This is a genomic window from Streptomyces rugosispiralis, from assembly GCF_024505145.1.
GTDB classification, from domain to species: Bacteria; Actinomycetota; Actinomycetes; order Streptomycetales; family Streptomycetaceae; genus Streptomyces; species Streptomyces rugosispiralis.
The window spans coordinates 22,526-43,527 of sequence record NZ_JANIAA010000013.1; the positions used below are offsets into that span (position 1 = coordinate 22,526).

Here is a 21,002-nt window from a genome sequence, read left to right on the forward strand (position 1 = left end):
TCAGCCACCGCCGTTCGTCGCCGCGACCGTCGCCAGGACGAGGAAGTCGACCGCCCCGGGCTGTTCGACCGGCTGTTTCCAGTTCACCGAGGGGTTGTACACGCGCACCCGGCAGCGGACCCGGCGGTCGGCGTCCACCGTGGCCTCCACCGGGCTGAACAGCGCCGACTCCGCCAGGGGCGGAATGCGCGGGGTGAGCTGGACATGGATCACGACCCGGCCGTCGGCGACCTGTTCCGGGGTGACGCCGGACGGCAGCGGCAGCAGCGTCCCGTCGGTGGCGGTCCCGGAGGCCACCAGCGTGCTGCCGGCCGACATCCGGCCGCCGAAGCTGCCCTCGATGGTGAGGTTGCCGTTGGCCGCCACGGTCATCAGTGGGGCGACCGCGCCGCCGCCCTGGTACAGGCCGAAGACCAGGTTCGGCGTCTCGCCGCCGGTCAGCACCAGCGCCGGCTCGCCCTCCTCGGTCTCCGTGCCGGTCCGCAGGGTCAGCGCGCCCGACCGGGCCGAGACGGTGTCCGCGCGCACCCCGGCGAACCGCGCCGCGACACCGCGCGCCGCCGTCTCGACACCGCTGAAGTGGCCCTCCGACCAGTGGACATAGCCCAGCAGGACCAGCCAGCGGACGGGCGGATCGGCCGGTGGGTCGCCGATCGCGGGCGGCTGCTGCTCGGCGGCCAGCCGCTCGTCGCCGAGGCGCCCGAAGAGGATCTGGTACGACTCCTCCACCCGGGTCTTCGTGGCGCTCCCGGAGCAGGAGACCGGACCGGCGGGCTCAGCCGGTTCCCGGTCGGCCGCGGTGAGGAAGACCGGGTAGGGCTCGTCGGTCGACTGGTCCGCGCCGTTGACCTCCTCGAAGTCGCTCTCGCGCAGCACCACCGGGTCGGTGACGACCACCTCGCGGCCCGTGCCGTCGACGGCGATCCCCGCCGAGACGCTCACCTCGACATGGCGGACGCCCGTCAGCGGGTCGGTACGGGGCTGGGTGACGAGGCCGAGCCCTTCGACGATGCCCCACTCGTGCAGGTGCCGCGCATGCCGGGCGGCCCCGCCGCGCGCGTACTCCACCGTGGCCGACAGATCCGCGGCGGCCAGCACCTGGCCCTCGTGGAAGGCGGGGCGCAGCGGGCCCGTCATGGCGTCTCACCGGGCTTCCGGGTACGGGACGACCGGGTGCGCTTGGCCGGGGGCCTGGCGGGTTCGGCCGCCTGTTCGGCCCCCTGCTCGGGCGGCTGGTCCGGATCCTGCCCGGATTCGCCGGGTTGGTCCGTGGCCCGGTTCGACACCCGCTCCTCCAACTGGCTCACCTGCGTCTGCGCGCTGCCCAACTGGCCGCGCAGCCCCTCCACGGCGGCGGTGAGACCGGCGACCTGTGTCCTGAGCCGGGCGAGCTCCTGCATGCTGTCGGTGACTTCGCTCGGGGTCGTATAGACCTGTTCGTGCAGCGCCTTGGGCGGTGTCTCGCCGGGTGCGGGGGTCAGCAGCAGGGACAGCATCTCCTCCAGGTCCCCGGTGCGCGGCCAGTCGCCGAGCAGTCCGTCCGCGTACGGGCGCGCCACCGGGCCCTCGGACGGCAGCGTGGGCTTCTGGTAGCGCGGCACCGGCCGGCAGCAGACCCGCTCGGCGAGTTCGCGCAAGCGGTAGAGCTTGGGCAGCCACTCGCCGTACGCCGATCCGCCCGGCAGCACCTGCTCCCGGGTGGCCGAGCAGACCCGCACGACATCGCAGCCGTCCAGCTCCAGATGGGCGAGCAGGACGTCGGTGTCGGTGCAGTCGCCACACGGCGGGTTGAGCGTGGCGCACGCCGCGTCGGTCAGGAACCGGCGCACCGCGGTGCCCAGCGCCGCGGCCGCCTCCGCGATCTGCTGCACCTCGGCGATGGTCGCCTTCTCGGTGCTGTCCGGCGGTGGGGACGGCAGCAGCGGCGGTACGTCGACGGCGGCGATGTCCCGGCGCAGCGCGCAGTCGGCGAGGTCGGTGGACTGGTCAAGACGGCACAGCAGCCACTCCCGGATCAGGCCGAGATCCGCGCGGAACTCCACCCGCAGCGCATGGGAGAGCGGGGTGCCCTGGGCCAGCATCCGCACTTCCAACGGGGCGTCCGGGTCGCCCCGCTCCGGTACGACGCGGGCGGCGGTCTCGGTGACGACGGCGCGGGCGATCCCGGCGCGCAGCGGGTCCGGCCACGCCGCTTCCAGGTCGGCGCCGCCGAGCCGCCCGCACGCCGTGCCCAGGAGGCTCCGGGCCTCCCGCGCGGTGGCGAGGTCCGGGTAGTCCCGTGCGAGCTGGGCCTGCCCGGCCGCGTCGTAGGTGTCGTACCGGGCGACGGCGGCGGCCAGCGCCCGGACGTGCTCGGTCATCTCGCGGGCCGTCGGCGGGGCGGGCGGGCCCTCCCCGCCCGCGTTGTCGCGCAGCCACGCGAAGGCGGTGGCGTACCGCTGGGCGTCGGCGGCGTCGAAGCGGAAGGCCCGGCCGGTGCCGAGCGACGCGACGGTCAGGGCGTCGGTGTAGAACCCGAGCCGCCGATCGCGGGTGCGTGCCTGGTCGGCCCGGCTCATGTCGCCCACGCTCGCGAGGAGTTGGGTGCCGGGGTTGTGGCGGTGGTCCTCGAAGTCGTCGCACTTGACGACAAATTGGTACCCCTCCTGGATCCTGGAGGGCACGCATCCCGGCGAGGGGCACGGCTCCTCGGTGGCGTACGGGGCCACCGGCTCGACGGGGAGCTCGCGGTAGCGCGCGTAGAGCCCGTAGCGGCGCCCGCCGTCGTCGTCGCAGTCTTCCCCGCAGTCCACCCCGAGTGCGCTGATGCGGCCCTCCCGCACCAGTGCGGTGACGTCGACCCGCTCGGTGCAGGGCACCACGATGTCGTTCCCGGCGCAGTCCAGCGCGTGTCCGGGGTGGACCGCCACGGTTCCGCCGCCGCACGGGTCGCAGGTGACGCCGAGGCCGCAGATGACGCCCGGCCCGTACAGGGACCGGTTGTGCAGTCTGGCCTTGGCCGTCGTGTACTCGACCAGCAGGCTGAGGTCGTCCTCGGTCAGCAGTTGCCCTGCGAAGAAGCGAGGACGTACGAAGGCGGAGGTCCGGGTGGCGTCACCACCGCAGCCGCATCCGCAGTCTGTTCGCATGATCAGCGCTCCTTCACGAAGAACCAGCTCTCGAAGACGTCCCCGCCCGCGCCGGTGCCGGACGTCCAGGGCCCGATGCCCGAGGGCGGCAGGTCGCAGCGGTCGTCACCGCCGTGCTCGGCCGACAGCGTCGAGCCGGTGCGGATGAGCGGGACGCGCCCACCGACATGGGTGCCGTCGACCGGGCGGCAGCAGCGGTCGAGGAGGAACGCGGCGCGGACGGTGATCAGTACGCGGTCGCCGTCCTGCAGCGTCTCGCGCGTGATCTGGCGGTAGCGGAACTCCTGGGTGAACTCGTCGCACTCCGCGGACTCCAGGTCCGGTTCGGCGAAGGTGCCGCCCATGTACCAGGTGGAGGCGTTGCGGCCGCTGCCGCCCTCGATCACCTGGAGCTCCACCACACCGGGCCGCAGCGTGTCGGACCGTACGTCGGCGGAGAACCGCACCACCAGCCCGCCGTCCTCGTCCAGGGTGCCGAGGAGGTCCTTGGCCTCGTCGATGGTGTAGGTGTGGCCGTGGATCCAGTTGATGCCGGTGATCACCGTGGGCAGATGACGGCCGAACGGGCGGCGCACGTTCATGTGGATGTGGTTCCGGCGCACCGGTTCGTACCAGTCCACGCAGTCGATCCTGGCCAGCCACAGCACCGTGTGCTCGCACGGCTCGCAGCAGGTGTCACAGCGCTCGTCCACCGGCGGTTCGCAGCCGGTGACCCGCACCGTGTAGCGCTCCTCGGTCCAGCCGAACTCGCAGTCGGAGGTGTCGGCGCAGGCGTCGTTGTAGACGGCGCGGGTGGGTTCGACGGGCCGCTCGGCGTACTCGACACCGATCCAGACGGTGTCGGTGTCCCGTTCGTGCGGGGGCAGCGCCTTCCACAGGTCGATCTCGCAGCCGCCGCGCACCACGACCTCGTTGCCCTCGCAGTCCACGGCGAGACCGGGAGTGATCCTGACCTTGGCCCTGCGCCGGGTGCGCTCCGGCTCGGCGCCGCCCTCCTCGCCGTCCTCCGTCGCGGGTGGTGTCTCCTCGTCGGCGGGTGGCGGGCAGTCGTCCTGGTCCCGCGGCACCGGTTCCACATGGAGGCCGCACACCACGCCGTAGCCGAGCAGACAGCGCATCCGCAGTCTCAACTTCTCGCGGTGGTAATCCTGTTCACGCTGAAAGTCCCGCGCGCCCAGCATCTGGCCGTGGAAGTACCGCAGCCGGCGCAGTGGTGGCGCGTGGAACTCCTCGGTCCTCGATGGTCCTGTCTCGGTCATCGCCCCGTCCTCTCACGACACTTGCGTATGCATGCCGACGGCGGAGACGACTCCCACGCCCACCCCTCGGCGCAACCCTCTCGGTCCCGGCCTCAGCACCCCGTCGCGGCCCAGCCGCACGGGGTTCGCACCGCCCAGTACGGGCGGCGGCAGCGGGACGAACGCGGTGTCCACACCGACCGTGGACCGCGAACCGACCACGAAGCCCGCGCCGCCGGTGCGTACCGACCCCACCGTGTGCGCGGGCGCCTGCCGCTCCACCAGCCGCCGCAGCGCCGTCGCGTCCACCGATCCGGCGGGCAGCAGCAGCCGGAACCGGTGCGCGTGCGCGGTGAACGGGTCGCTGTCCGGCGCGCCGAAGGCGCGCAGCGGCGCCGCGCCGAGCGCCGTGCCGCCGACCCGGAAGCGGCTCGCCGAGCGGCCGAACAGCCTTATGGCGCCGAGCCCTTGGTCGGTTCCCCGGCCCTGGTCCCGCGCCGCCCGCAGATGGGCCCAGCGGCGGTCCGCCGCCAGTTCGTCCACGACCGGGGCCACCCCGAACACGATGCGCACCGCCTCGCGCAGCGCCCATGGCGTGCCCCGGCGCCGGTAGAGCTCCGGGGCGGCGGCCAGCAGCGCACGCCGGGTGCGGGCGTCCCAGCCCGCCTCGAACGACAGGCCGAGCAGCCCGGCCAGCCACGGCAGCGCCCGGTCCGGGACGCCTGCGGGGTCGAGCAGCGACGGATACCGCTCGATCACCCGGTCGAGCTGGGCGAGCGTGGCGTCGAACAGCGACAGGAAGCGCTCGGTGAAGTCGTCGGCCGCGGGGTCCTCGCGGAAGGCGGGCGGCAGCAGATCGGCGCTGGTGACCCGGGGGAAGTCCAGCCGGACGCGGCGCAGCACCGGAGTCGAGGCGCCGTCGCCGGACAGCCGCAGCCGCAGCCGCAGAAAGCGGCCGGGCGGCTGGTCGACGAGGAAGTCCGTGACCCCCGGGGCCGACGTCTGCCAGTCGCTCTCGTCGTACCGCCCGTCCTCGCTCACCACGATCTCGACGGCGGCCGCCGTACCGGCGGGCACCTCGGCGTCCAGGCGCACGCGGTGCCAGCGGCACCGCGAAATCCCGCTGTCGATGAGGGTGGTGAGATACGAACCACTGGTGACGTACGCGTCGGTGGCGGGTGGCGCGGGGTCCCGGGGCAGGCCCTGCCAGCTGAAGCAGACGGCCTCGGGGCCCTCCGGGCCGTTCTCGGTCAGGCAGAATCCGCCCTCACCGTTCTCACCGTTCTCACCGTCCTCGTCGGCCGAGGTGAGCGTGGACGGCGGCAGGGCCGCGGCCAGCTCGTCCACGGTGACGGGGCGGAAGGGGCCGCGGTGACCGCCCCGGTGGATGCCGAGCCGTCCGCCGTCGTCGGTCAGCAGCCACACGCTCCGCTCCGGGCCGGTGCGCAGGCCGATGATCTCGCCGCGCACACCGGTGCGCAGCACCCCGCGAGGGCCACCAGTCGAGTCGAACCGCCGCAGGTCCGTGCTGCCCCGGCAGGCCACCAGGACCTCGTCATCTGGGCCCAGGGCGGCCCACCGGGGCCGCTCGGCCCGGATCACACCGGCGAGTTGGCCGCCCTCACGGCGCCACACCAGGACCCGGTCGGACTCCACCACGGCCAGCCGGTGTCCGCGCGCGGCGACCGAGACCGGTTCGCGCAGCGGGTCGGGGTCGCAGCCGGACGGCCAGACGGGGGCGAAGGCAACGCCGCACCCGTCACGGCGCAGCAGCCGCCGCTCGCCGGGGACGAGCAGGTACCAGCCGCACGGCCCGCACCCGGGCGCGAGGCGGGGGTCGGGGAACCACGGCAGCAGCCGGTCCCTGGTGGGGCCCTCCGGCGCGGCACCGCGGTGGGCGAGCCGGAGTCCGGCCGGGTCCTCGAAGCCGACGATGCCGTCAGCCTGCTGGAGGTCCCCCTGGTCCCAGCCGACGTGAACGTCGAGGAGGCGGAAGGTCGCGGGGTGCGGGGTGCACGTCATGGCTGGTCTCCTACCGGGATCAGCAGCGGTCGCTCCGGCCAGACGAGGGTGTGGGGCGGGAGGGCGTGGTCGGTGCAGGGCGGGCGGCGCACTCCGTCGACGGTGAGCGAGAGCCGGGTGACGGCCAGCACGCCCTCGACCGCCAGGAGCCGCCGGACCAGCGCCGTATGGCGCAGCGCACCGCCGAAGGGCCAGCCCGCGCCGTCCTCCCCGCCGCGCAGCGGATCGAGGTAGGTGCGCACCGCGTCCCCGGCCCGGGCCAGGACGGCGGCCCGGTCGAGGTCCGGGTCGAGGGCCACCCAGGACTCCACTCCGACGCGGCGGTACGGCGCGGGGGCGGCGACCACCGTGACCCCGGCGGGAGCGGCTTCGCGGATGAGGAAGTCGGCGACGGCCTTCAGGGTCGCGGCGGTGGCGACCGGCGGTTCGTCCGGGTCGCCGCCCGGCGGTACGGGTGGTACGACGAGGACGCCCACCACGCCCGGGATCGGCACCCCGGCGAAGTCGGGGTGCAGACCGGGCACGCCCCGGGCGCGGGCCACCGAGGCGCCGGGCGCGCGGGTGGCGAGCTGCCCGTAGTCGGCCGGGGCCACGGCCCGGCCGCGGGCCCGCAGTTCACCGGCGCCGCGGCGCATGGCGTCGGCATCGGGCTCGGCGTCCGTTCCGCCGGAGGCCGGGAAGGGGTTGCTCACACCGGTGACGAACGGCAGCGCGGTCACCACCCCGTTGACCGCGCCCGCCGCCACCGCCCCGGCGGCGCCGCCGCCCACGCGGTAGCGCACGGCGCGGACGTTGCGGAAGCCGGGCGGGACGGCGGCGCCGCTCACGCCGTCCCCGAAGGTCACCTCGCCGCTCTCGTGGTCCACGGTGAACACCCGGTCGTCGGCGCCGTATCCGGCCAGGCTCTCCACCTCACGCCACCGGGACGAGGTGCCGGCCGCGGCACCGGCCGAGGTGCCGAACACATCGCCGCCCGTGTCGTCGTCCACCTCGATGACCACCGATCCGGCGAGGATGGGCACCTGGCTGAGCTTCATGCGCCGCAGCCCGGTCGTCGCCGGGTCCTGGACGGGCTGCGGCGGCTCGTCGCGGATGGTGCGGGCGGCGGTGGCGGCGACCAGGTTCAGCCGCAGCCCGGACAGCACGGGCGCGGGTCCGGCGAAGGCGCCGTGCGCGATCCGCAGGCGCAGCCAGCGCAGCCGGGGCCGGGTGCCGGACGGACTGCCCGGCTCCCATGACCGCGGCACCCGCAGTTCGACGGTCCCGCTGGCGCCGAACCCGGCGGTGGAGTCCCGCATCAGCTCGGCGGGGACGAGCCGGCTTCCGTCCAGTACGTCCCAGCGCAGCAGCGGCGCGGGCGGCAGCGGCGTCGTGCCGCCGGAGGCCGCGGGGGCGGGCGGAGCGGCGACGACCACGAAGCCCAGCGACAGCCGCGGATAGGGGGCGGCCGGTCCGGCGATTCCGATCCACAGCGCGTTCCCGGGCCGCGGGTCGCGGCCGAAGGGCTCGAAGGGGCGGCTGGGCCCGGCCGGTCCCAGCGGCAGGGCCTGGATCGTTCCGGCCTCCTGGACGGCGAGATCGGCGAGGGTGGCCGGAGTGGCGTACAGGTCCTGGTCGGTCTCGTAGACGACCTGGCCCGCCGGGGTCGAGGCGGCGCTCTGGAACCCGGCGGGGACGAGCACCGAGGCACCGTCCGGCGGGTTGACGGTGAACTCCAGGAGCGTCGCCGCCGCTCCGGCCGGACGGCGCCGCACACCCGCCGTCGTCAGGTGTTCGGCCAGCACCTTCTCCGGCAGCCGGTTGACACGGCCGAGGACGGGTTCGGTCTGGGTGCCGAAGAGGCGGACGAGGGCGACACCGGCGTCCTGCCGGTCGGGGTCGGTCCAGTCCGGGGTGTAACCCGCGATCCGGCCGCGGACGTCGGCGCGTACGGCCTCGCGGGTGGCGTCGACCAGTTCGGGCTGGACGCCGGTCGGTCCGGGGCCGGGCACGATCCGCCCGTCCTCGCGCTCCCGTTCCCGCGCGTCCCTCTCCCACCACACCTCGCCGGTCATACCAGCCCCTCCCCCGGTTCGACGGCGGGCACGATCCGGGTGTGGACCGTCCGCAGGACGGGAAGCTCCCCGGCGCCGAGCGGCACCTCGTCGCACTCCTCTACCGCGTCGGCCCCGTCGAGGCCGATCGCCACCGCCGCGAGGTCCGCGAGGTCGCCCAGCGCCCGCTGTGCGGCCCGCAGCAGGGCCGAGGGCCGCAGCGGCTGTCCGAACGGCCAGCCGTCCTGGTCCGCACCGCCCACGAGCGGGTCGAGGAAGCGGCGCAGCGCGGCGGTGAGCGCGGTGGACACGCGGGTGACGTCCGCCGGATCGCCCGAGAGGGTCACGCGCAGCGTCACCTCGCGGTAGCGGGGAGCGCGGACGAAGACCTCGGAGGTGAGCAGCCGGGCCTGTTCGAGGTGGGCGGCGGCCGCGCGCAGCATCCCGGGGTCGGGGAGCGGCGCGGCCACGAAGTCCTCGCGGATGAGGTCGTCCCGGGGCGCGGCCGGGACGATATGGACGGTCACCGCCCCGGGCACCGTGGCGCACGGGAAGCCGGGGTGCGCGCCGACGGCCGGGTAGGCGCGGGCGATGGCGACGCCGGGTGTGGCACGCGCCAGGGTGACGTAGTCCTCGGCGGTGACCGCGCGGGTCACCTCCCCCAGGGAGGCGGCGGCGCGGCGGCGCGCCTCGGTGATGGTCTCGGGGTCGGTGCCGCCTTCGGCCCGTACGAGGTTGGCGGCCGAGACCGCGCCCGGAAGGTCCTGGGCGGGCAGCCAGTTGCCGGTCATGCCGCCGTTGCCGATCCGGCCGCCGCCGGTCAGGTAGTCGATGTGCGCGTCCGGGTCCGGGTGCGGGATGCGCCCGGTGAGTCCGTCGCCGAACACCAGCGCGCCCTCGGCGCGGTCGAGCACGAAGATCCGGTCGGCCGGGGAGCCGAAGGTGAAGTCCGGTGCGGGCCGCCACTCCTGGCCCGCCAGGCGCAGCGTCGCCTCCAGCAGGCGGTCGGCGGCGTCCGGCAGGACCAGATGCTGGCCGGGCAGCCGGAGCCAGGCGCCGATCTGGTCCCGGAGGTCGGCGCCGCTCACGGTGCGGTTCCGGCGGTGGCGTGCGGCGGAGGCGTTGACGGCGAGTTGGAGCAGGCGGGGCGGGGCCGCGTAGGTGGCGGCCGGGGTGGACACCAGGAGCCCGGTGTCCCGCGTGGACCAGTCGGCCGGGGGGTGGAGCCGGACCACACCGGACCGTCTGAGCCCGCCCGTGCCGTCCTCGACCTTCTGATACGCACCGGAGATGTCCGTGCCCGGCCGGAACCAGGACCAGGTCAGCTCGGCGGGAGGCGGTACGTCGGCGACCGCGCCGGGCAGCCACGACGGCGCGGACGCGGCGGGCGCGTCCAGCTCGACGAGCAGCCCGATCGGGCCGGGCGCGGGGTGGTCCCCGGTGAGCGGCAGGGTGAACCGGACCCGCGCCGGGGCGCCGTCGCCCGCCAGCAGCGCGACGCCGCGCCGGGCCCGCAGATCCGCCGTGCGGTCGCGGTCGGTCCACACGGTGACCTCGCCGTCCTCGGCGAGCGGCAGCACGGCCGTGTCGTCGTCGAGGGTGAAGATCACCTCCCCGGTGGGGTCCCGCGTCAGCGCCGTCCCGGCGGGGACGAGCGGGACCGCGGTGCCTTCCTGCCGGGCGGCGAGGCGCAGCACGGTGGCGGCGGGGCGGGCGGGGCGCGGCGGTTCGAGGCCGAGCAGCCGCAGTATGGCCACCACGAGCGCGTCCGGCACCTGGTCGAGCCAGTACAGCCGCTGCTCGAGGAGGTAGGCGAAGAGTTCGAGGAGGGTGACGCCGGGGTCGACGGGCGCGTGCAGCGTCCAGGTGCCGTCGGACTCGGCGGGGATCCGGCGGCGGATCGCCGCCATCATGTCGGCCCAGGTGAGGTCGTCCAGTTTCGGCGGGGGCAGGGTCATGGTGTGCCCCCGGTGAGGCCCGTGGGTCCGGTGAGCCCGGTGTAGAACGGGAACACCAGGTTCGCCTTGGTGTTGCTGCGCCGGATGCGGTAGACGATCGAGACGGTGATCCGCGACTCGTCGGCCGGGTCGGCCTCCGCGCGGACCTCCTCCAGTTCCACCCGTGGCTCATGGTCGCGGACGGCGACGGCGATCGACTGCTCCAGGTCGCGCAGGTTCTGCACACTGCCGGGCGCGAACACCAACTCCTGTGCGTGGGTGCCCAGTTCGGGCCGCATCACCCGCTCGCCGGTGCCGGTGCGGAGCAGCGCCCGCAGACAGTGCTCGATGCTCTCCTCGCCGACGGCGTATCCGAGCCGCCCGGACGCGTCGGGCAGGATCGGGAACCGCCAGCCGGTCCCGAGGAACTCCTCGCTCATGCCGTCCTCGCCTTCTTCGCCAGCACGGCGGGGGTGAGCGGCGGGGTCGGCGGGCCGGTGGGCCCGGCGGCGGACGGATGGGTGTGGGTGTTGAACGCCTGGAGCAGCGCGTTGCCGAGCACGAGCGGTTCGGTGGCGCCGCCGCCGAGGTCGATGGAGGGGGAATCGACCGTCAGCTTGGGCGCCTTGAGGGTGATCTCGCCCTGCGCGGTGACGGTGACACTGCCGCCCTCGGCGGCGGTGATGCGGATCGCCTTGCCCTGGTCGTCCAGCTCCACGACGTGTCCGGCGGCGGAGGTGATCCGTACCGCGGCCTTGGACTCGGTGTCGTCCAGGAGCACCTCATGGCCGTGCCGGGTCCGGATGAGCTTCTGGTCGCGGCCTTCGGTGCGGGCGGTCGGCGGCTTGTCCTCGCCGTTGTAGAGGCCGCCGAGCACGATCGGGTACCGCATGTCCCCGTGGACGAAGGCGACGAGCACCTCATCGCCCTTCTCGGGGACGAACACCGAGCCGTAGCCGCCTCCCGCGTAGAGCTGGCCGACCCGGACCCAGTCGGTGACCGTGGTGTCGTCGAACCACGGGAACTTCAGCTTGACCTGGCCCTCGTCGTCGCCCTCGTTCTCCACGACGAGCGCCTCGACCACGCCGTAGTAGCGCTTGTCGGTGGAGCGAGCGCGTGGCGTGCCCCTCATCGTCACTGGGCCCCCTGATGGATCCGCCGTGCGGTGAACTGGGTGAAGAAACCACCGGTGTTGAGGGTGTGCTCGACCCGCTTGACGAAGTAGGTGCCGGAGAAGCGGTGGCCGAGGCCGTAGATCTCCAGGTTGTCGCCGGGCCGCAGTTCGGGCAGGCCGGCCACCTTGCCGGTCGCGGTGATGAACTCGTAGGCGCGCTCGCGCAGCAGGCTGATCGCCAGTTCGCGGGCCTCCTGGTCGCTGCCGACCGGGGCGTCGACCACGACCTCCTGGCGGCCCTGCAGGGTGGACTCGGCGACCTGCGGTCCGCTCTGCCCGTCGGCCGTGTTCTGCCCGGCCGGGAGGTTCTCGGCGGTCGCGGTGAACGCGATCGACTGTTTGGTACGGGGGTCCCAGCCGCGCACGGTGACCTTGCTGACCTGCTGGGAGACGGTCAGCGTCGGGGTGAACTCCATCAGGTTGGGGACCAGCCCCTCGGGCCGGCCGGTGGGGCCGGTGCTCAGCCCGGGTGCGTACGCCAGCCGGTACAGCCGGATCGGGCGGCCGTCGCGGCCGTCGGTCGGCTTGGTGAAGTACAGCGTGTCCTCGCCGGTCTTCGCGTCCGGCAGGATGTAGCAGTCGAAGTCCAGCCGCTTGGCCCGCTCCAGCAGGAACGTCGCGTCGTCCTGGTTCTTCTGCACCACCAGGTCATGGGTGGGCCCTTCCCGGGTGACCTCGATGCGCAGGTGGTTGCGCTGGGCGATCCGCTCGGCGATGCGCCAGTCCGGCAGATTGCGGTAGATCTTGGTCTCGTTCTCGGTGGGCTTGCGGTCCTTGAGCCGCAGCAGCCCGTCCACTCCGCTGACCTGCACGGTGGGCGACGCGCCGTCGGTGAACTTCGGGCTGAGCGTGGAGATGGTCCCGGTGGCGACGGTGAGCAGCTTGTCGGCGTAGCCGAGCCGGACCGAGACCCGGCCGCCGAGCCGGAAGCGCGGCGAATCGCTGTGCTTGAACCGCAGATTGACGTCGTCCCAGTTGTTCAGGGTGAGATCGAAGCCGGACAGCTCGTCGAGGTCCCGGTTCACCTTGATGTCGATGATGTCGTTCTTGGTGGACGGGTCCATCTCCAGGCCCTCGATGCGCACATCGAACTCGGGCGCGTACCGGTCGGGCGAGGCGACCTCGGGGGTGGGGGTGCTCATCGCGCGCTCCTCACGCCAGCCGGGGCACGGTCAGCACCCGGCCCGGCCGCAGGTCCCGTGGGTCGCTGATGCCATTGGCACGCGCCAGCTCCCGCCAGGCGTCGGGCCGCCGGTACAGCGCGGCGGAGATGGAGCTGAGCGTGTCGCCGCGCCGCACCACATAGCTCTTCTCCACCGTGGGCGACGACCGGGGCGTCTCGGCGACCTGCGCGGCGGCGGTGCGGAACTCCTTGAGCGAGAGGTCCAGCATGGCCCGCAGCGGCACCCCGTCCGGCCGGAACAGCTGGTAGTTGACGTCCAGCTTCTCCACGACGCCGGTGAAGACCTCCTCGTCCCAGACGAACCGCACGACCGGTGGCGCGTGTTCGCGGCTGTCGGGCCGCAGCAGGTCGCGCACCGCATTGACGTAGGCCTTCCGTACGTTCTCCAGGGTGTCGGAGGTGTCCACCAGCGCCTGCACGGTGAGGGTCTCCGTGCCGCCGCGGACGTACTGCAGGGGCGGTGTCTCCAGGCCGGGGATGGTGATCTCGGCGAAGGTGTTGCTCTTGCTCAGCTTGTAGTCGGTGGGGTTGAACCGCAGCGGGATCCGCCGCTGCCGCTCGTCGGCGATCACCGGCCGGACGATCTCCAGCCGGGCGCGGGCGGCACCCTGCCGGGCGAAGGACACGGGCGTCACGCTCATGGCGCCTCCCCGTCGCCGAAACGGCGTTCCGCCTCGGTGTGTGTGGCGCGTGCGCACTGGTCCTCGTACAACTTCGCCCACGCCTGGATGTGCTGGTTGAACAGACGGGTGAACACGGCGCCGTCGTCGCCCTCCACCTGGAACCGGACCTCGAGGTGGTGAATGGTCACCTTCGGCACCTCGGTCACCTCCCTTGGATCTGGCGCGGCAAGGCGCTCGCCGCGGCGTCCTGCAGGACCTTCGTCAGCCCCTCGTGCGCGATCTCCAGCGACTCGATGGCGATCGCGTTCTGCTCCCCGTGCAGATCCGGGCCGGTCCACTTGGCGGCGAGCCCGCCGTGGAAGGCCCAGGCCGCACCGGGCACCCCGTCCGGGCCGAGTACGATCACCGCGCCGTCGCGGCGGGCGCCCAGCGAGTCGGCGAGCCCGGCCTGGTACCAGGACCACAGCCCCGGGTCGCGCACCACGCCGCGCTTGAGCGTGATCCGGTTCCAGGAGTGGCGCAGCGGCAGTTGGTGGACCGAGTCGTTGCGCCCGCCCTCCGGGTAGCTCGTCACTTCCAGCTGCGCGCCGAGCCCGGTGACCTCCTGGAACGCGCCGGAGGCGGCCAGTGGCAGCAGCAGCGCCTGCGCGGCGGGCAGATACGCGTCGCCGGGGTCGAGGGTGACCAGGAAGCGGTATTTGGGCAGTGGATCCAGGCTCACGCCTCGATCACCTCCAGACCTCGGTCCTGGCCGAGTACGAGACGCAGCCGGATGAACTCCATGGGGACGGCCGGGGCCACCTCGATCTCGCAGACCAGTTGCCCCGGGTCCTGCTCGGGCGGGTTGTTGGTGTCGTCGCACACCACCCGGAACGCCTGCTCGGGCCGGGCACCGGCGAGCGCCCCGGCCCGGAAGGCCGACAGCAGCACGGAGGTCAGGGCCCGTACCAACGTCAGCCGCAGCTCCGCCGAGTTGACGTCGAACACCAGCGGGCTCGCCGCCCGCCGGATCGCGCGCACCAGCAGATGCACCAGCCGCCGGTGGGCGATGTAGCGGGTGCCCGGATCGGCGGACAGGGTGCGCCCGCCCCACACCATCAGCCCCCGCCCGCGGGTGCACCGGATCAGGTCGATCCCCGCGTCGAACAGCCGCACCTGCTGCGGTTCGGGGTATTCGGTGGCGAGGTCGACCGCCTCCAGGATCACCGCGTTCGCGGGCGTGTGGTGCGCCCCGCGCTCGCCGTCGAGGCGGGCGATGACGCCCAGGACGTGCCCGGACGCCGGGACGGTGCGCAGGTCCTGCCCGTCGGGGGTGCGCAGCGGCGGGTGGTAGACGGCGGCGCAGCCGAGCAACTGGCTGTCGCCGGTGCCCGCCAGGGAACCGACCCAGTCCACCACCTGGTCAACGGAGGACAGCGCGGGCGGCACGTCCAGAACGGCGAGGCGGTCGTGCGACGGCTGCACGCTCCGCAGCAGTTCGAGCACCGCGTCGGTGTGCGCGCCGCCGGACAGGTCCGTGCCCAGGTCCGGCAGCGCCACCAGCGCCGGTTCGGGCAGTTCGGCCTGTACGGTCACGGCGTCCGAGTACGCCCCGCGGCCGGGCGCGGCGTCGGTGCCGCCCGCGAGCGTCAGGTCCCAGGACGTCGAGATCGGGCCGGGCCGCCCCGGTGGCGGTGGCGGCCCGTCCGGGATCAGCCGGATGTAGCGGGATCCGGTGAGCCGGTCGGCCAGGCCGGTGAGCGGCAGCCCGGGAAAGGTCTCGGGCGGCTCGCCGGGCATCATCACCCGGACGCCCACGGTGGGCGGTCCGGCGACGGTGCTGGCCTGGTAACGGATGGCGATACGGCCGCCGTTGGCCCAGGCGCCGGGGCTGGTGGCCACCACCTGGTAACCCGTGGCGTCCCATCCGCTCAGCGGCCCGACCGGCCACGCGGTCCGGGCCGTGCCGGCCGGCCCGGACACCCGGAGCACCCACGCGGTGCGGCCGCCGTTCTCGAAGAAGCCGCGCAGTGCGTACGGGGTGGCGAAGGCGCCCTCCGGCGGCCCGAAGGTGCCCACGACGTCGTTCCAGCTCTCCACGCGCACGGGAGTGCCGACCGGGCCGCGGCGGAGCCGGCCCAGGAACGCCGCCACGTCGGTGCGCAGCGGCTCGGTGTCGGAGCCGCGTGGCGCGAACGCGAGGGATACTCCGGGGAGCGCTTCGCCTGCCATATCAGGTTTCGATCTCCAGCTTCTCGACCGCCAGGACGAGCGTCTCCATGGCGATCTCGTTCTTGGTGGCGCTCAGCGTCGGGCCGGTGTACTTGGTGGGCCAGCCGCGGTCGAAGTTCCAGCGCACCACGTCGTTGCGGTTCTCGTCGCACAGCACGATCGAGCCGTGGGTGCGCTTCACCGTGCCGTTGAGCGCGTCGGCCACCCACTTCCAGAAGGCGGCATGGCCGGTGATACCGCGCTTGAAGGTGAGGTTGGTGAACTTCTTCAGCCCCGGGATCTTGCGGACGGTGATGTCCTCGCTCCCGTTGCGGTACTCGATCGGCGGGATCTCCAGCTCCAGCCCGCTCGCCTCGGTGAAGGACCCGCTCACCGCGAGCCCGTCGTCGCTGACGTTGAACACGAGGATCTTGAAGTTATAGGACGCGTATGGATCGTCCCTGGTCACGGGCGGCATAGTGAACTCCCTCGGGCACTCAGGCGAGTTGGGTCTCGCGGGTCTTCTGCTGGATCCGGAAGATCACGAACTCCGCCGGGAAGACCGGCGCGACGCCGACGACACAGATGAGGCGGCCGCCTGCGAGGTCGTCCTCGGTCATCGTGGTGCGGTCACAGGCGACGAAGAACGCCTCGTCGGCGGTGGTGCCGGCGAGCGCGCCGGTGCGCCAGACCGTGGTGAGGAAGTTCGCGACCGTCTGGCGGACCAGGGACCACAGCGCCTCGTCGTTCGGCTCGAACACCACCCACTGGGTGCCCTCTTCGATCGACTCCTCCAGATAGAGGAACAGCCGCCGGACGTTGACGTACTTCCACGAGCTGTCCGAGGAGAGGGTGCGCGCTCCCCAGACCCGGTGGCCGAGTCCGGGGAAGAACCGCAGCGCGTTGATGCCCTTGGGGTTGAGCACGTCCTGATGGCGCTTGGTGATGTCCTGGGCGATGCCGTCGGTCAGCCGGATGCCCCGGATGACCGCGTTGGCCGGTGCCTTGTGCACCCCCCGCTCCACATCCACGCGCGCGTAGATCCCGGCCATGTGGCCCGAGGGCGGCACCTCGACGTCGCGGTCCGCCGACAGGTCGCGGGTGACCAGCCACGGGTGGTAGAGCGCGGCGTACTTGGTGTCGAAGCGCTCCCGGAACGCCTGCACGCCCTCGATGTCCAGGCCGTCCTGCGGATCGAGGATCGCGAACCGGTCCCTGAGCAGCTCGCAGTGGGTGACCAGGGCCGATTCGACCGTCCCGGACCACATCCCCGGCACGGCGCAGACGGCCACCTCGTCGATGTCCTCCAGCGCGGCGATCCCGGTGCGCTTGCCGCTGCCGCCGTCCTCGCCGACGAAGTCGGCCACGCTCAGGCTCCCGTAGGCGTCGTCCCCGTCTCCGAGCGTCAGCCAGGATCCGACGGCGGGCAGGGGGAACTTCGTCGGGTCGGTGGACAGGGCGCCCAGCGCCGTCGCCCGCACCAGCCGGGAGCGGGCGGCCAGGGTGGTCACCAGGTTGGTCGGTGTGTCGCCGGTGAGCCGGAGGTTGCGGTGGGTCTCGGTCTCCACGGCCCCGGACGGATCGGTGAACCGGGCGTCGACCTGCGCCTCGATCAGCTGCACCCGATCGGTCTCGAACAGCGTCCCGGGCACGTTCCCGTCGAGGGTGACGACGTCCGCGGCGACCGATTCGACGGTGCGGATGGACAGATGGGTGCCGTCGTCGAGCTGGACCACGGCACCTTCGTAGAGCCGGCTCGCCCCGCCGACCCGCAGCGTCGTCCCCGCCGAGGTGTTGCCCCGGCGCACCCGGCGCACCAGCAGTCCACCGCGCCACGCCTCATGGGTCGCGCCGGACGGCAGGGTCAGGGTGACCTTCCCGTCCGCCGGCTGGCTCACCTGGACCTTGAAACGGCCCGAGCCGATCCGCACCCATACGTCGGACGGCAGTTCGTCGGGGTCGAGCCCGGCCACCGCGGCGACCTCGACCGTCTCGCTGTCGGCGGCGGCGTCCGCGGCCAGCCGTGTGACGAACAGCCCGCCCTCCTGCGGATCCGGCAGCACCGGCAGTGCGGCCGAGGCCATCGGCTGGATCCGCACCTGCACCGCGTCGCCCCACGAACCGGGGCTGACGGCGGCGAACTCCAGTGTCTGCTCCGCGCTGCGCGCCCCGATCTGGACGTAGTCGCCGCGGCCCGCCCTGACCTCGGCGGGCAGTTGGGCGTCCAGCTCGATCCGGTGGGTGGTGGCGTCGTAGGCGGCGACACCGGCGGTGTGGATCGACTGCTGGTCGTCGCCGCGGAAGATCTGGATCTGCTGCCCGACGCCGGAGAACCCGATCAGATGGCCGAGTTCCAGGCGGGTGGCGCCCTTGGCGGCATCACCGGTGACCGGGCTCACCAGGCCATGGCCCAGCACGCCCGAGGACGGGCTCGCCTGCTTGCCGGCGACCCGCTTGATGTACAGCCGCTGGCCGCCGTTGTCGAAGAACCCCTTGACGGCCAGCGGGAACAGCCACCAGCGGCCGCCTTCCGCCGGGTCGTTCGCCCAGGTGTCCCGGATCAGCGGGTCCGGCTCGCGGAGGAATCCGCCGAAGGTGTTCTGGAACTCCAGGAAGTTGGTGACCAGTTTGGGCTTGCCGGTGTACGGACCGCGCACGGTGACCCCGGCCATTCCGGCCGTACTGGTGCTCACCCCCGCGATCGGCCGTGGGCCCGCATCGATCTCCTCGATGTAGACCCCGGGGCTCAGATACTCCGCCATGGACGGCTCCTTAACTCTCGCGGATCTCTATGACGTGCCGGCGCTCGATGTCCTGGGGCAGCCGCACGACCAGCGATCCGGACCGGCCCGGCCGCTCGGTGGCCTGCAGGCGGAATATCTCCTCGACGGCGTGCTCGTCGGCCTTCTCGCCCTCCCACCGCAGGGCCAGCCGGAAGGCGCCCGCGGCGTCGGACAGGGTGCGCTCGTGCCATGGCGTCAGGTCCCGGCTGGTCTGCCCGCCGGCCTCGATCAGCGCATTGGCGATCGGCGCCCGCGTGGCCGCGTCGACCACGGAGCCGTGCACCGTGCGCAGCCCCGGCGGGTAGGGGAAGGAGACGCTCGGCAGCAGCCGGACCAGCCGTGGCTCGGTCACCACCGGCGGCGGGTGGCCGTCGTCATACGGGTGCACCAGGAACTCGACGCCCACCAGGGCGGCCGAGAACGGCTGGCCGTCGGCCGGATACAGCGGCTGGTAGCCGGGGGCCGTGAAGCGCGCCCGGTGGCGCCGCGGCCGGGCCGCCCACGGCTCGGCGCACCGGCCGAGACCCGGATAGACGAAGGCCGCGCTGGGGGTGCGCACCGCCACGTCGTCGAGCGGCAGCCAGCCGTCGTCGTAGCGGTCCAGTTGGACGGTGACCCCGGTGGCGCGCACCCGCCGGGCATAGTCGTCGAGGGGTATGAACCAGGCCGGGCTGTAGAGCGTCGACCGCTCCAGCGGCAGGAAGCGGCTCATGGCAGCCCCGCCCCGCTGATGACCCGGTTGTGCACCGGGTGGACCGGCGTCTCGACGGCGGAGTCCAGGTTGACCACGCGGACCTCGTAGTTGAGCGACAGCCGGTACGGCTTCTGGATCGCGTACCAGACCCAGGACTTCTGGTCCAGGGTGAGCGGGGTCAGGCTGAGGTTGAGCGTGTCGGTGCTCGCCGCCAGGCTGCCGGACAGCTGTGCGCCGTCCAGGATCGCGTCGTCGTAGAACGTCTGGAGGGCCCGTCCGAGCATCCGGTGCTGGGTGGCCTGGTCACCGCCCCAGGGGGTGACCAGGTAGCGCAGCAGCAGGGCCATCGGCGGCTTGCGGGTGGTCAGTGGGTCGGGTGGCTGGGAGCGCACCGGCGGCCGGTTGCGCGAGGTGGGGTCCTCGGCGATCTCGTAGAGGAACACCGTGAGTTTGGGCGGCGGTGTCTGGACCGTCTCGGAGAGGTCGTTGAGTTCCGCGATCGGCGGTTCCACCTGGCTGAGCCCGCGCAGGGCCTGGGTCAGGCTGTCCACGATGATCGTGGAGACGTCGGCGATGACGCCGAAGTCGCCCATGCGAATGCTCCCCCTCTCCGCGCTCGAAAGCGTGCTCCGAGAGGATGCCGGGCCCGGCGTGGCCGGATCGCGATAGGCACATCACACGAACGTCACCGGTCCGTTTTCGCGGCCGCCGATGACGAACCCGGACACACATCGACAACGCCGAGGTGACACGGGCGCGCATATTGTCCTTTCATGGAAATCCCCTCAGAGCGGACCGGTGTCCTGATCCTCCGGGTCTGGGTGGAAGGCGGCAGGCCGGATGGATTCCGTGCGCGCATCGTGCCGACCGGGGACGGGCAGCAGACGGCCCCCAGCGCGGTGAGCGCGGTCGACGATGTGCTCACCGCCGTGCGCGCCTGGCTCGATCAGCTGCTCGAGCCGGAAAGGTGACGTCGCCGCGACGTTCCGGTGATGGCCGGCCATATAGCGTCCTTTGGCGAGAAGGCCGGACACACGATCATGATCTGCTCGTAACATGGCTTTAGGGCATCCCGATGGGACGCACGGGATGGCCGCTGGAGCCAATATCGCCCCGGGGGGCCGATGAGCGCAGAAGGCCACGTCATGACGTTGAGACTGCTCAAGAGTTTCGCGCTGTCGGTCGATCAGAAACGCGTTCCCATATCCTCCAGCGCCCAACGCCTCCTCGCGTTCCTCGCCCTGCAGAACATGCCACGCAGCCGGACCTATGTGGCCGGAATGCTGTGGCCGGATGTCACGGCCTCCCGCGCCAACGCCAATCTCCGGTCGTCCTTATGGCGCGCCACGCGCACGGGACATCAGGTCATCGACGCGTCCACACAGGAACTGGCGATCTGCAAGCACATCGACGTGGATATCCACGTGGCGGCGACGCATGCGCATCGGCTGCTCGATATGTCGCGGCCGTGCGATGACATCCTCACCACGCGGACCCGGGAGGATCTCTCGGCCGATCTCTTACCGGAGTGGTCGGAGAACGAGTGGGTGCTGATCGAGCAGGAGCAATACCATGAACTCCGGTTGTACGCCCTGGAGGCGATGACCGAGCGGCTGACGACGGCAGGCCGCCATGGCGAGGCGGTCGCCGCCGGACTCGCCGCCGTACGTGCGGAGCCCCTGCGGGAGAGCGCTCATCGCGTGCTCATGAACGCGCATCTCGCCGCCGGCAACAGGGGCGCGGCGCTGCGGCAGTACGAGCAATGCCGCCGGGTGCTGATCGAGGAGCTGGGCCTGGAGCCGTCCCAGACGCTGAGGAACCTGGTGCCGGCGCACTCCGGGGGCGGGGGTGTCGGTGGGGCCACTCACTCCGGGGGCGGGGGCGCCGCTCCGGAGCTCCCGACACGTCGGATCGTCTGCCATCCGGCGGGCGAGGTCCCGGCACAGGGCACGGACACCTCGGCCCCGGCCGGCACCGTGCCCGCCTGAGTCGGCACC

General features: G+C 72.9%; 19 protein-coding genes. 2 read left to right on the plus strand and 17 right to left on the minus strand.

The features are described from left to right. From NP777_RS20900 to NP777_RS20980, 17 genes are read right to left on the minus strand one after another with little or no spacing between them, the layout of a single operon-like run. On the minus strand, positions 1 to 1,137 hold the full coding sequence (locus tag NP777_RS20900; protein WP_256651696.1) for a hypothetical protein: 1,137 nt from the start codon (positions 1,135 to 1,137) through the stop codon (positions 1 to 3). Then, a complete protein-coding gene (locus NP777_RS20905) occupies positions 1,134 to 3,128 on the minus strand; it encodes a hypothetical protein (protein WP_256651697.1) in 1,995 nt (664 codons plus the stop codon). The genes NP777_RS20900 and NP777_RS20905 overlap by 4 nt, the downstream gene beginning before the upstream one ends. 2 nt (positions 3,129 to 3,130) lie before the next feature. Then, entirely contained in the window at positions 3,131 to 4,387 is a 1,257-nt protein-coding gene (locus NP777_RS20910) for a hypothetical protein (protein WP_256651698.1), read from the minus strand. Between the two features lie 12 nt (positions 4,388 to 4,399). After that, positions 4,400 to 6,388, minus strand: coding sequence for a phage tail protein I (locus NP777_RS20915; protein WP_256651699.1), 1,989 nt, complete (start codon positions 6,386 to 6,388; stop codon positions 4,400 to 4,402). Further along, on the minus strand, positions 6,385 to 8,442 hold the full coding sequence (locus tag NP777_RS20920; protein WP_256651700.1) for a putative baseplate assembly protein: 2,058 nt from the start codon (positions 8,440 to 8,442) through the stop codon (positions 6,385 to 6,387). Before NP777_RS20920 ends, NP777_RS20915 begins: the two co-directional genes overlap by 4 nt. Next, positions 8,439 to 10,379, minus strand: a complete 1,941-nt coding sequence (locus tag NP777_RS20925) for a putative baseplate assembly protein (protein ID WP_256651701.1) — start codon at positions 10,377 to 10,379, stop codon at positions 8,439 to 8,441. Before NP777_RS20925 ends, NP777_RS20920 begins: the two co-directional genes overlap by 4 nt. Beyond that, on the minus strand, positions 10,376 to 10,798 hold the full coding sequence (locus NP777_RS20930) for a GPW/gp25 family protein (protein WP_256651702.1): 423 nt from the start codon (positions 10,796 to 10,798) through the stop codon (positions 10,376 to 10,378). Before NP777_RS20930 ends, NP777_RS20925 begins: the two co-directional genes overlap by 4 nt. Next, positions 10,795 to 11,490: a phage baseplate assembly protein V gene (locus tag NP777_RS20935; RefSeq protein ID WP_256651703.1), complete on the minus strand. Its 696-nt coding sequence runs from the start codon at positions 11,488 to 11,490 to the stop codon at positions 10,795 to 10,797. Before NP777_RS20935 ends, NP777_RS20930 begins: the two co-directional genes overlap by 4 nt. Positions 11,491 to 11,492: 2 nt before the next feature. Further along, a complete protein-coding gene (locus NP777_RS20940) occupies positions 11,493 to 12,674 on the minus strand; it encodes a phage late control D family protein (RefSeq protein ID WP_256651704.1) in 1,182 nt (393 codons plus the stop codon). 10 nt (positions 12,675 to 12,684) lie between these two features. Then, positions 12,685 to 13,356 carry a CIS tube protein gene (locus NP777_RS20945; RefSeq protein ID WP_256651705.1) on the minus strand — a complete coding sequence of 224 codons (672 nt, stop codon included), beginning with the start codon at positions 13,354 to 13,356 and terminating at the stop codon, positions 12,685 to 12,687. Continuing rightward, entirely contained in the window at positions 13,353 to 13,544 is a 192-nt protein-coding gene (locus tag NP777_RS20950) for a putative phage tail protein (protein WP_308405182.1), read from the minus strand. Before NP777_RS20950 ends, NP777_RS20945 begins: the two co-directional genes overlap by 4 nt. Further along, positions 13,541 to 14,059, minus strand: a complete 519-nt coding sequence (locus NP777_RS20955) for a phage tail protein (RefSeq protein ID WP_020865982.1) — start codon at positions 14,057 to 14,059, stop codon at positions 13,541 to 13,543. The genes NP777_RS20950 and NP777_RS20955 overlap by 4 nt, the downstream gene beginning before the upstream one ends. Further along, positions 14,056 to 15,549, minus strand: coding sequence for a phage tail sheath family protein (locus NP777_RS20960; RefSeq protein ID WP_256651707.1), 1,494 nt, complete (start codon positions 15,547 to 15,549; stop codon positions 14,056 to 14,058). Before NP777_RS20960 ends, NP777_RS20955 begins: the two co-directional genes overlap by 4 nt. 1 nt (position 15,550) lies before the next feature. Further along, positions 15,551 to 16,006, minus strand: a complete 456-nt coding sequence (locus tag NP777_RS20965; protein ID WP_198279648.1) for a phage tail protein — start codon at positions 16,004 to 16,006, stop codon at positions 15,551 to 15,553. Between the two features lie 19 nt (positions 16,007 to 16,025). Continuing rightward, positions 16,026 to 18,290 (minus strand): phage tail sheath family protein, encoded by a 2,265-nt coding sequence (locus NP777_RS20970; RefSeq protein WP_256651708.1) that lies wholly within the window; start codon positions 18,288 to 18,290, stop codon positions 16,026 to 16,028. Between the two features lie 10 nt (positions 18,291 to 18,300). After that, entirely contained in the window at positions 18,301 to 19,023 is a 723-nt protein-coding gene (locus NP777_RS20975; protein WP_256651709.1) for a carboxypeptidase regulatory-like domain-containing protein, read from the minus strand. Continuing rightward, entirely contained in the window at positions 19,020 to 19,598 is a 579-nt protein-coding gene (locus NP777_RS20980; protein ID WP_256651710.1) for a DUF4255 domain-containing protein, read from the minus strand. Before NP777_RS20980 ends, NP777_RS20975 begins: the two co-directional genes overlap by 4 nt. A gap of 180 nt (positions 19,599 to 19,778) precedes the next feature. Between NP777_RS20980 and NP777_RS20985 the strand changes: the two genes are divergently transcribed. Together NP777_RS20985 and NP777_RS20990 are read left to right on the plus strand one after the other, a co-directional pair. Continuing rightward, a complete protein-coding gene (locus tag NP777_RS20985; RefSeq protein WP_256651711.1) occupies positions 19,779 to 19,976 on the plus strand; it encodes a hypothetical protein in 198 nt (65 codons plus the stop codon). Positions 19,977 to 20,150: 174 nt separating this feature from the next. Then, complete coding sequence (locus tag NP777_RS20990) at positions 20,151 to 20,993, plus strand: AfsR/SARP family transcriptional regulator (RefSeq protein ID WP_256651712.1); 843 nt, start codon at positions 20,151 to 20,153, stop codon at positions 20,991 to 20,993. Positions 20,994 to 21,002: the final 9 nt, after the last annotated feature.

Coding starts and splice junctions, on each gene's coding strand:
- NP777_RS20900 (WP_256651696.1), bottom strand. CDS start 1,137: ATGACGGGCCCGCTGCGCCCCGCCTTCCACGAGGGCCAGGTGCTGGCC.
- NP777_RS20905 (WP_256651697.1), bottom strand. CDS start 3,128: ATGCGAACAGACTGCGGATGCGGCTGCGGTGGTGACGCCACCCGGACC.
- NP777_RS20910 (WP_256651698.1), bottom strand. CDS start 4,387: ATGACCGAGACAGGACCATCGAGGACCGAGGAGTTCCACGCGCCACCA.
- NP777_RS20915 (WP_256651699.1), bottom strand. CDS start 6,388: ATGACGTGCACCCCGCACCCCGCGACCTTCCGCCTCCTCGACGTTCAC.
- NP777_RS20920 (WP_256651700.1), bottom strand. CDS start 8,442: ATGACCGGCGAGGTGTGGTGGGAGAGGGACGCGCGGGAACGGGAGCGC.
- NP777_RS20925 (WP_256651701.1), bottom strand. CDS start 10,379: ATGACCCTGCCCCCGCCGAAACTGGACGACCTCACCTGGGCCGACATG.
- NP777_RS20930 (WP_256651702.1), bottom strand. CDS start 10,798: ATGAGCGAGGAGTTCCTCGGGACCGGCTGGCGGTTCCCGATCCTGCCC.
- NP777_RS20935 (WP_256651703.1), bottom strand. CDS start 11,490: ATGAGGGGCACGCCACGCGCTCGCTCCACCGACAAGCGCTACTACGGC.
- NP777_RS20940 (WP_256651704.1), bottom strand. CDS start 12,674: ATGAGCACCCCCACCCCCGAGGTCGCCTCGCCCGACCGGTACGCGCCC.
- NP777_RS20945 (WP_256651705.1), bottom strand. CDS start 13,356: ATGAGCGTGACGCCCGTGTCCTTCGCCCGGCAGGGTGCCGCCCGCGCC.
- NP777_RS20960 (WP_256651707.1), bottom strand. CDS start 15,549: ATGGCAGGCGAAGCGCTCCCCGGAGTATCCCTCGCGTTCGCGCCACGC.
- NP777_RS20965 (WP_198279648.1), bottom strand. CDS start 16,006: ATGCCGCCCGTGACCAGGGACGATCCATACGCGTCCTATAACTTCAAG.
- NP777_RS20970 (WP_256651708.1), bottom strand. CDS start 18,290: ATGGCGGAGTATCTGAGCCCCGGGGTCTACATCGAGGAGATCGATGCG.
- NP777_RS20975 (WP_256651709.1), bottom strand. CDS start 19,023: ATGAGCCGCTTCCTGCCGCTGGAGCGGTCGACGCTCTACAGCCCGGCC.
- NP777_RS20980 (WP_256651710.1), bottom strand. CDS start 19,598: ATGGGCGACTTCGGCGTCATCGCCGACGTCTCCACGATCATCGTGGAC.
- NP777_RS20985 (WP_256651711.1), top strand. CDS start 19,779: ATGGAAATCCCCTCAGAGCGGACCGGTGTCCTGATCCTCCGGGTCTGG.
- NP777_RS20990 (WP_256651712.1), top strand. CDS start 20,151: ATGACGTTGAGACTGCTCAAGAGTTTCGCGCTGTCGGTCGATCAGAAA.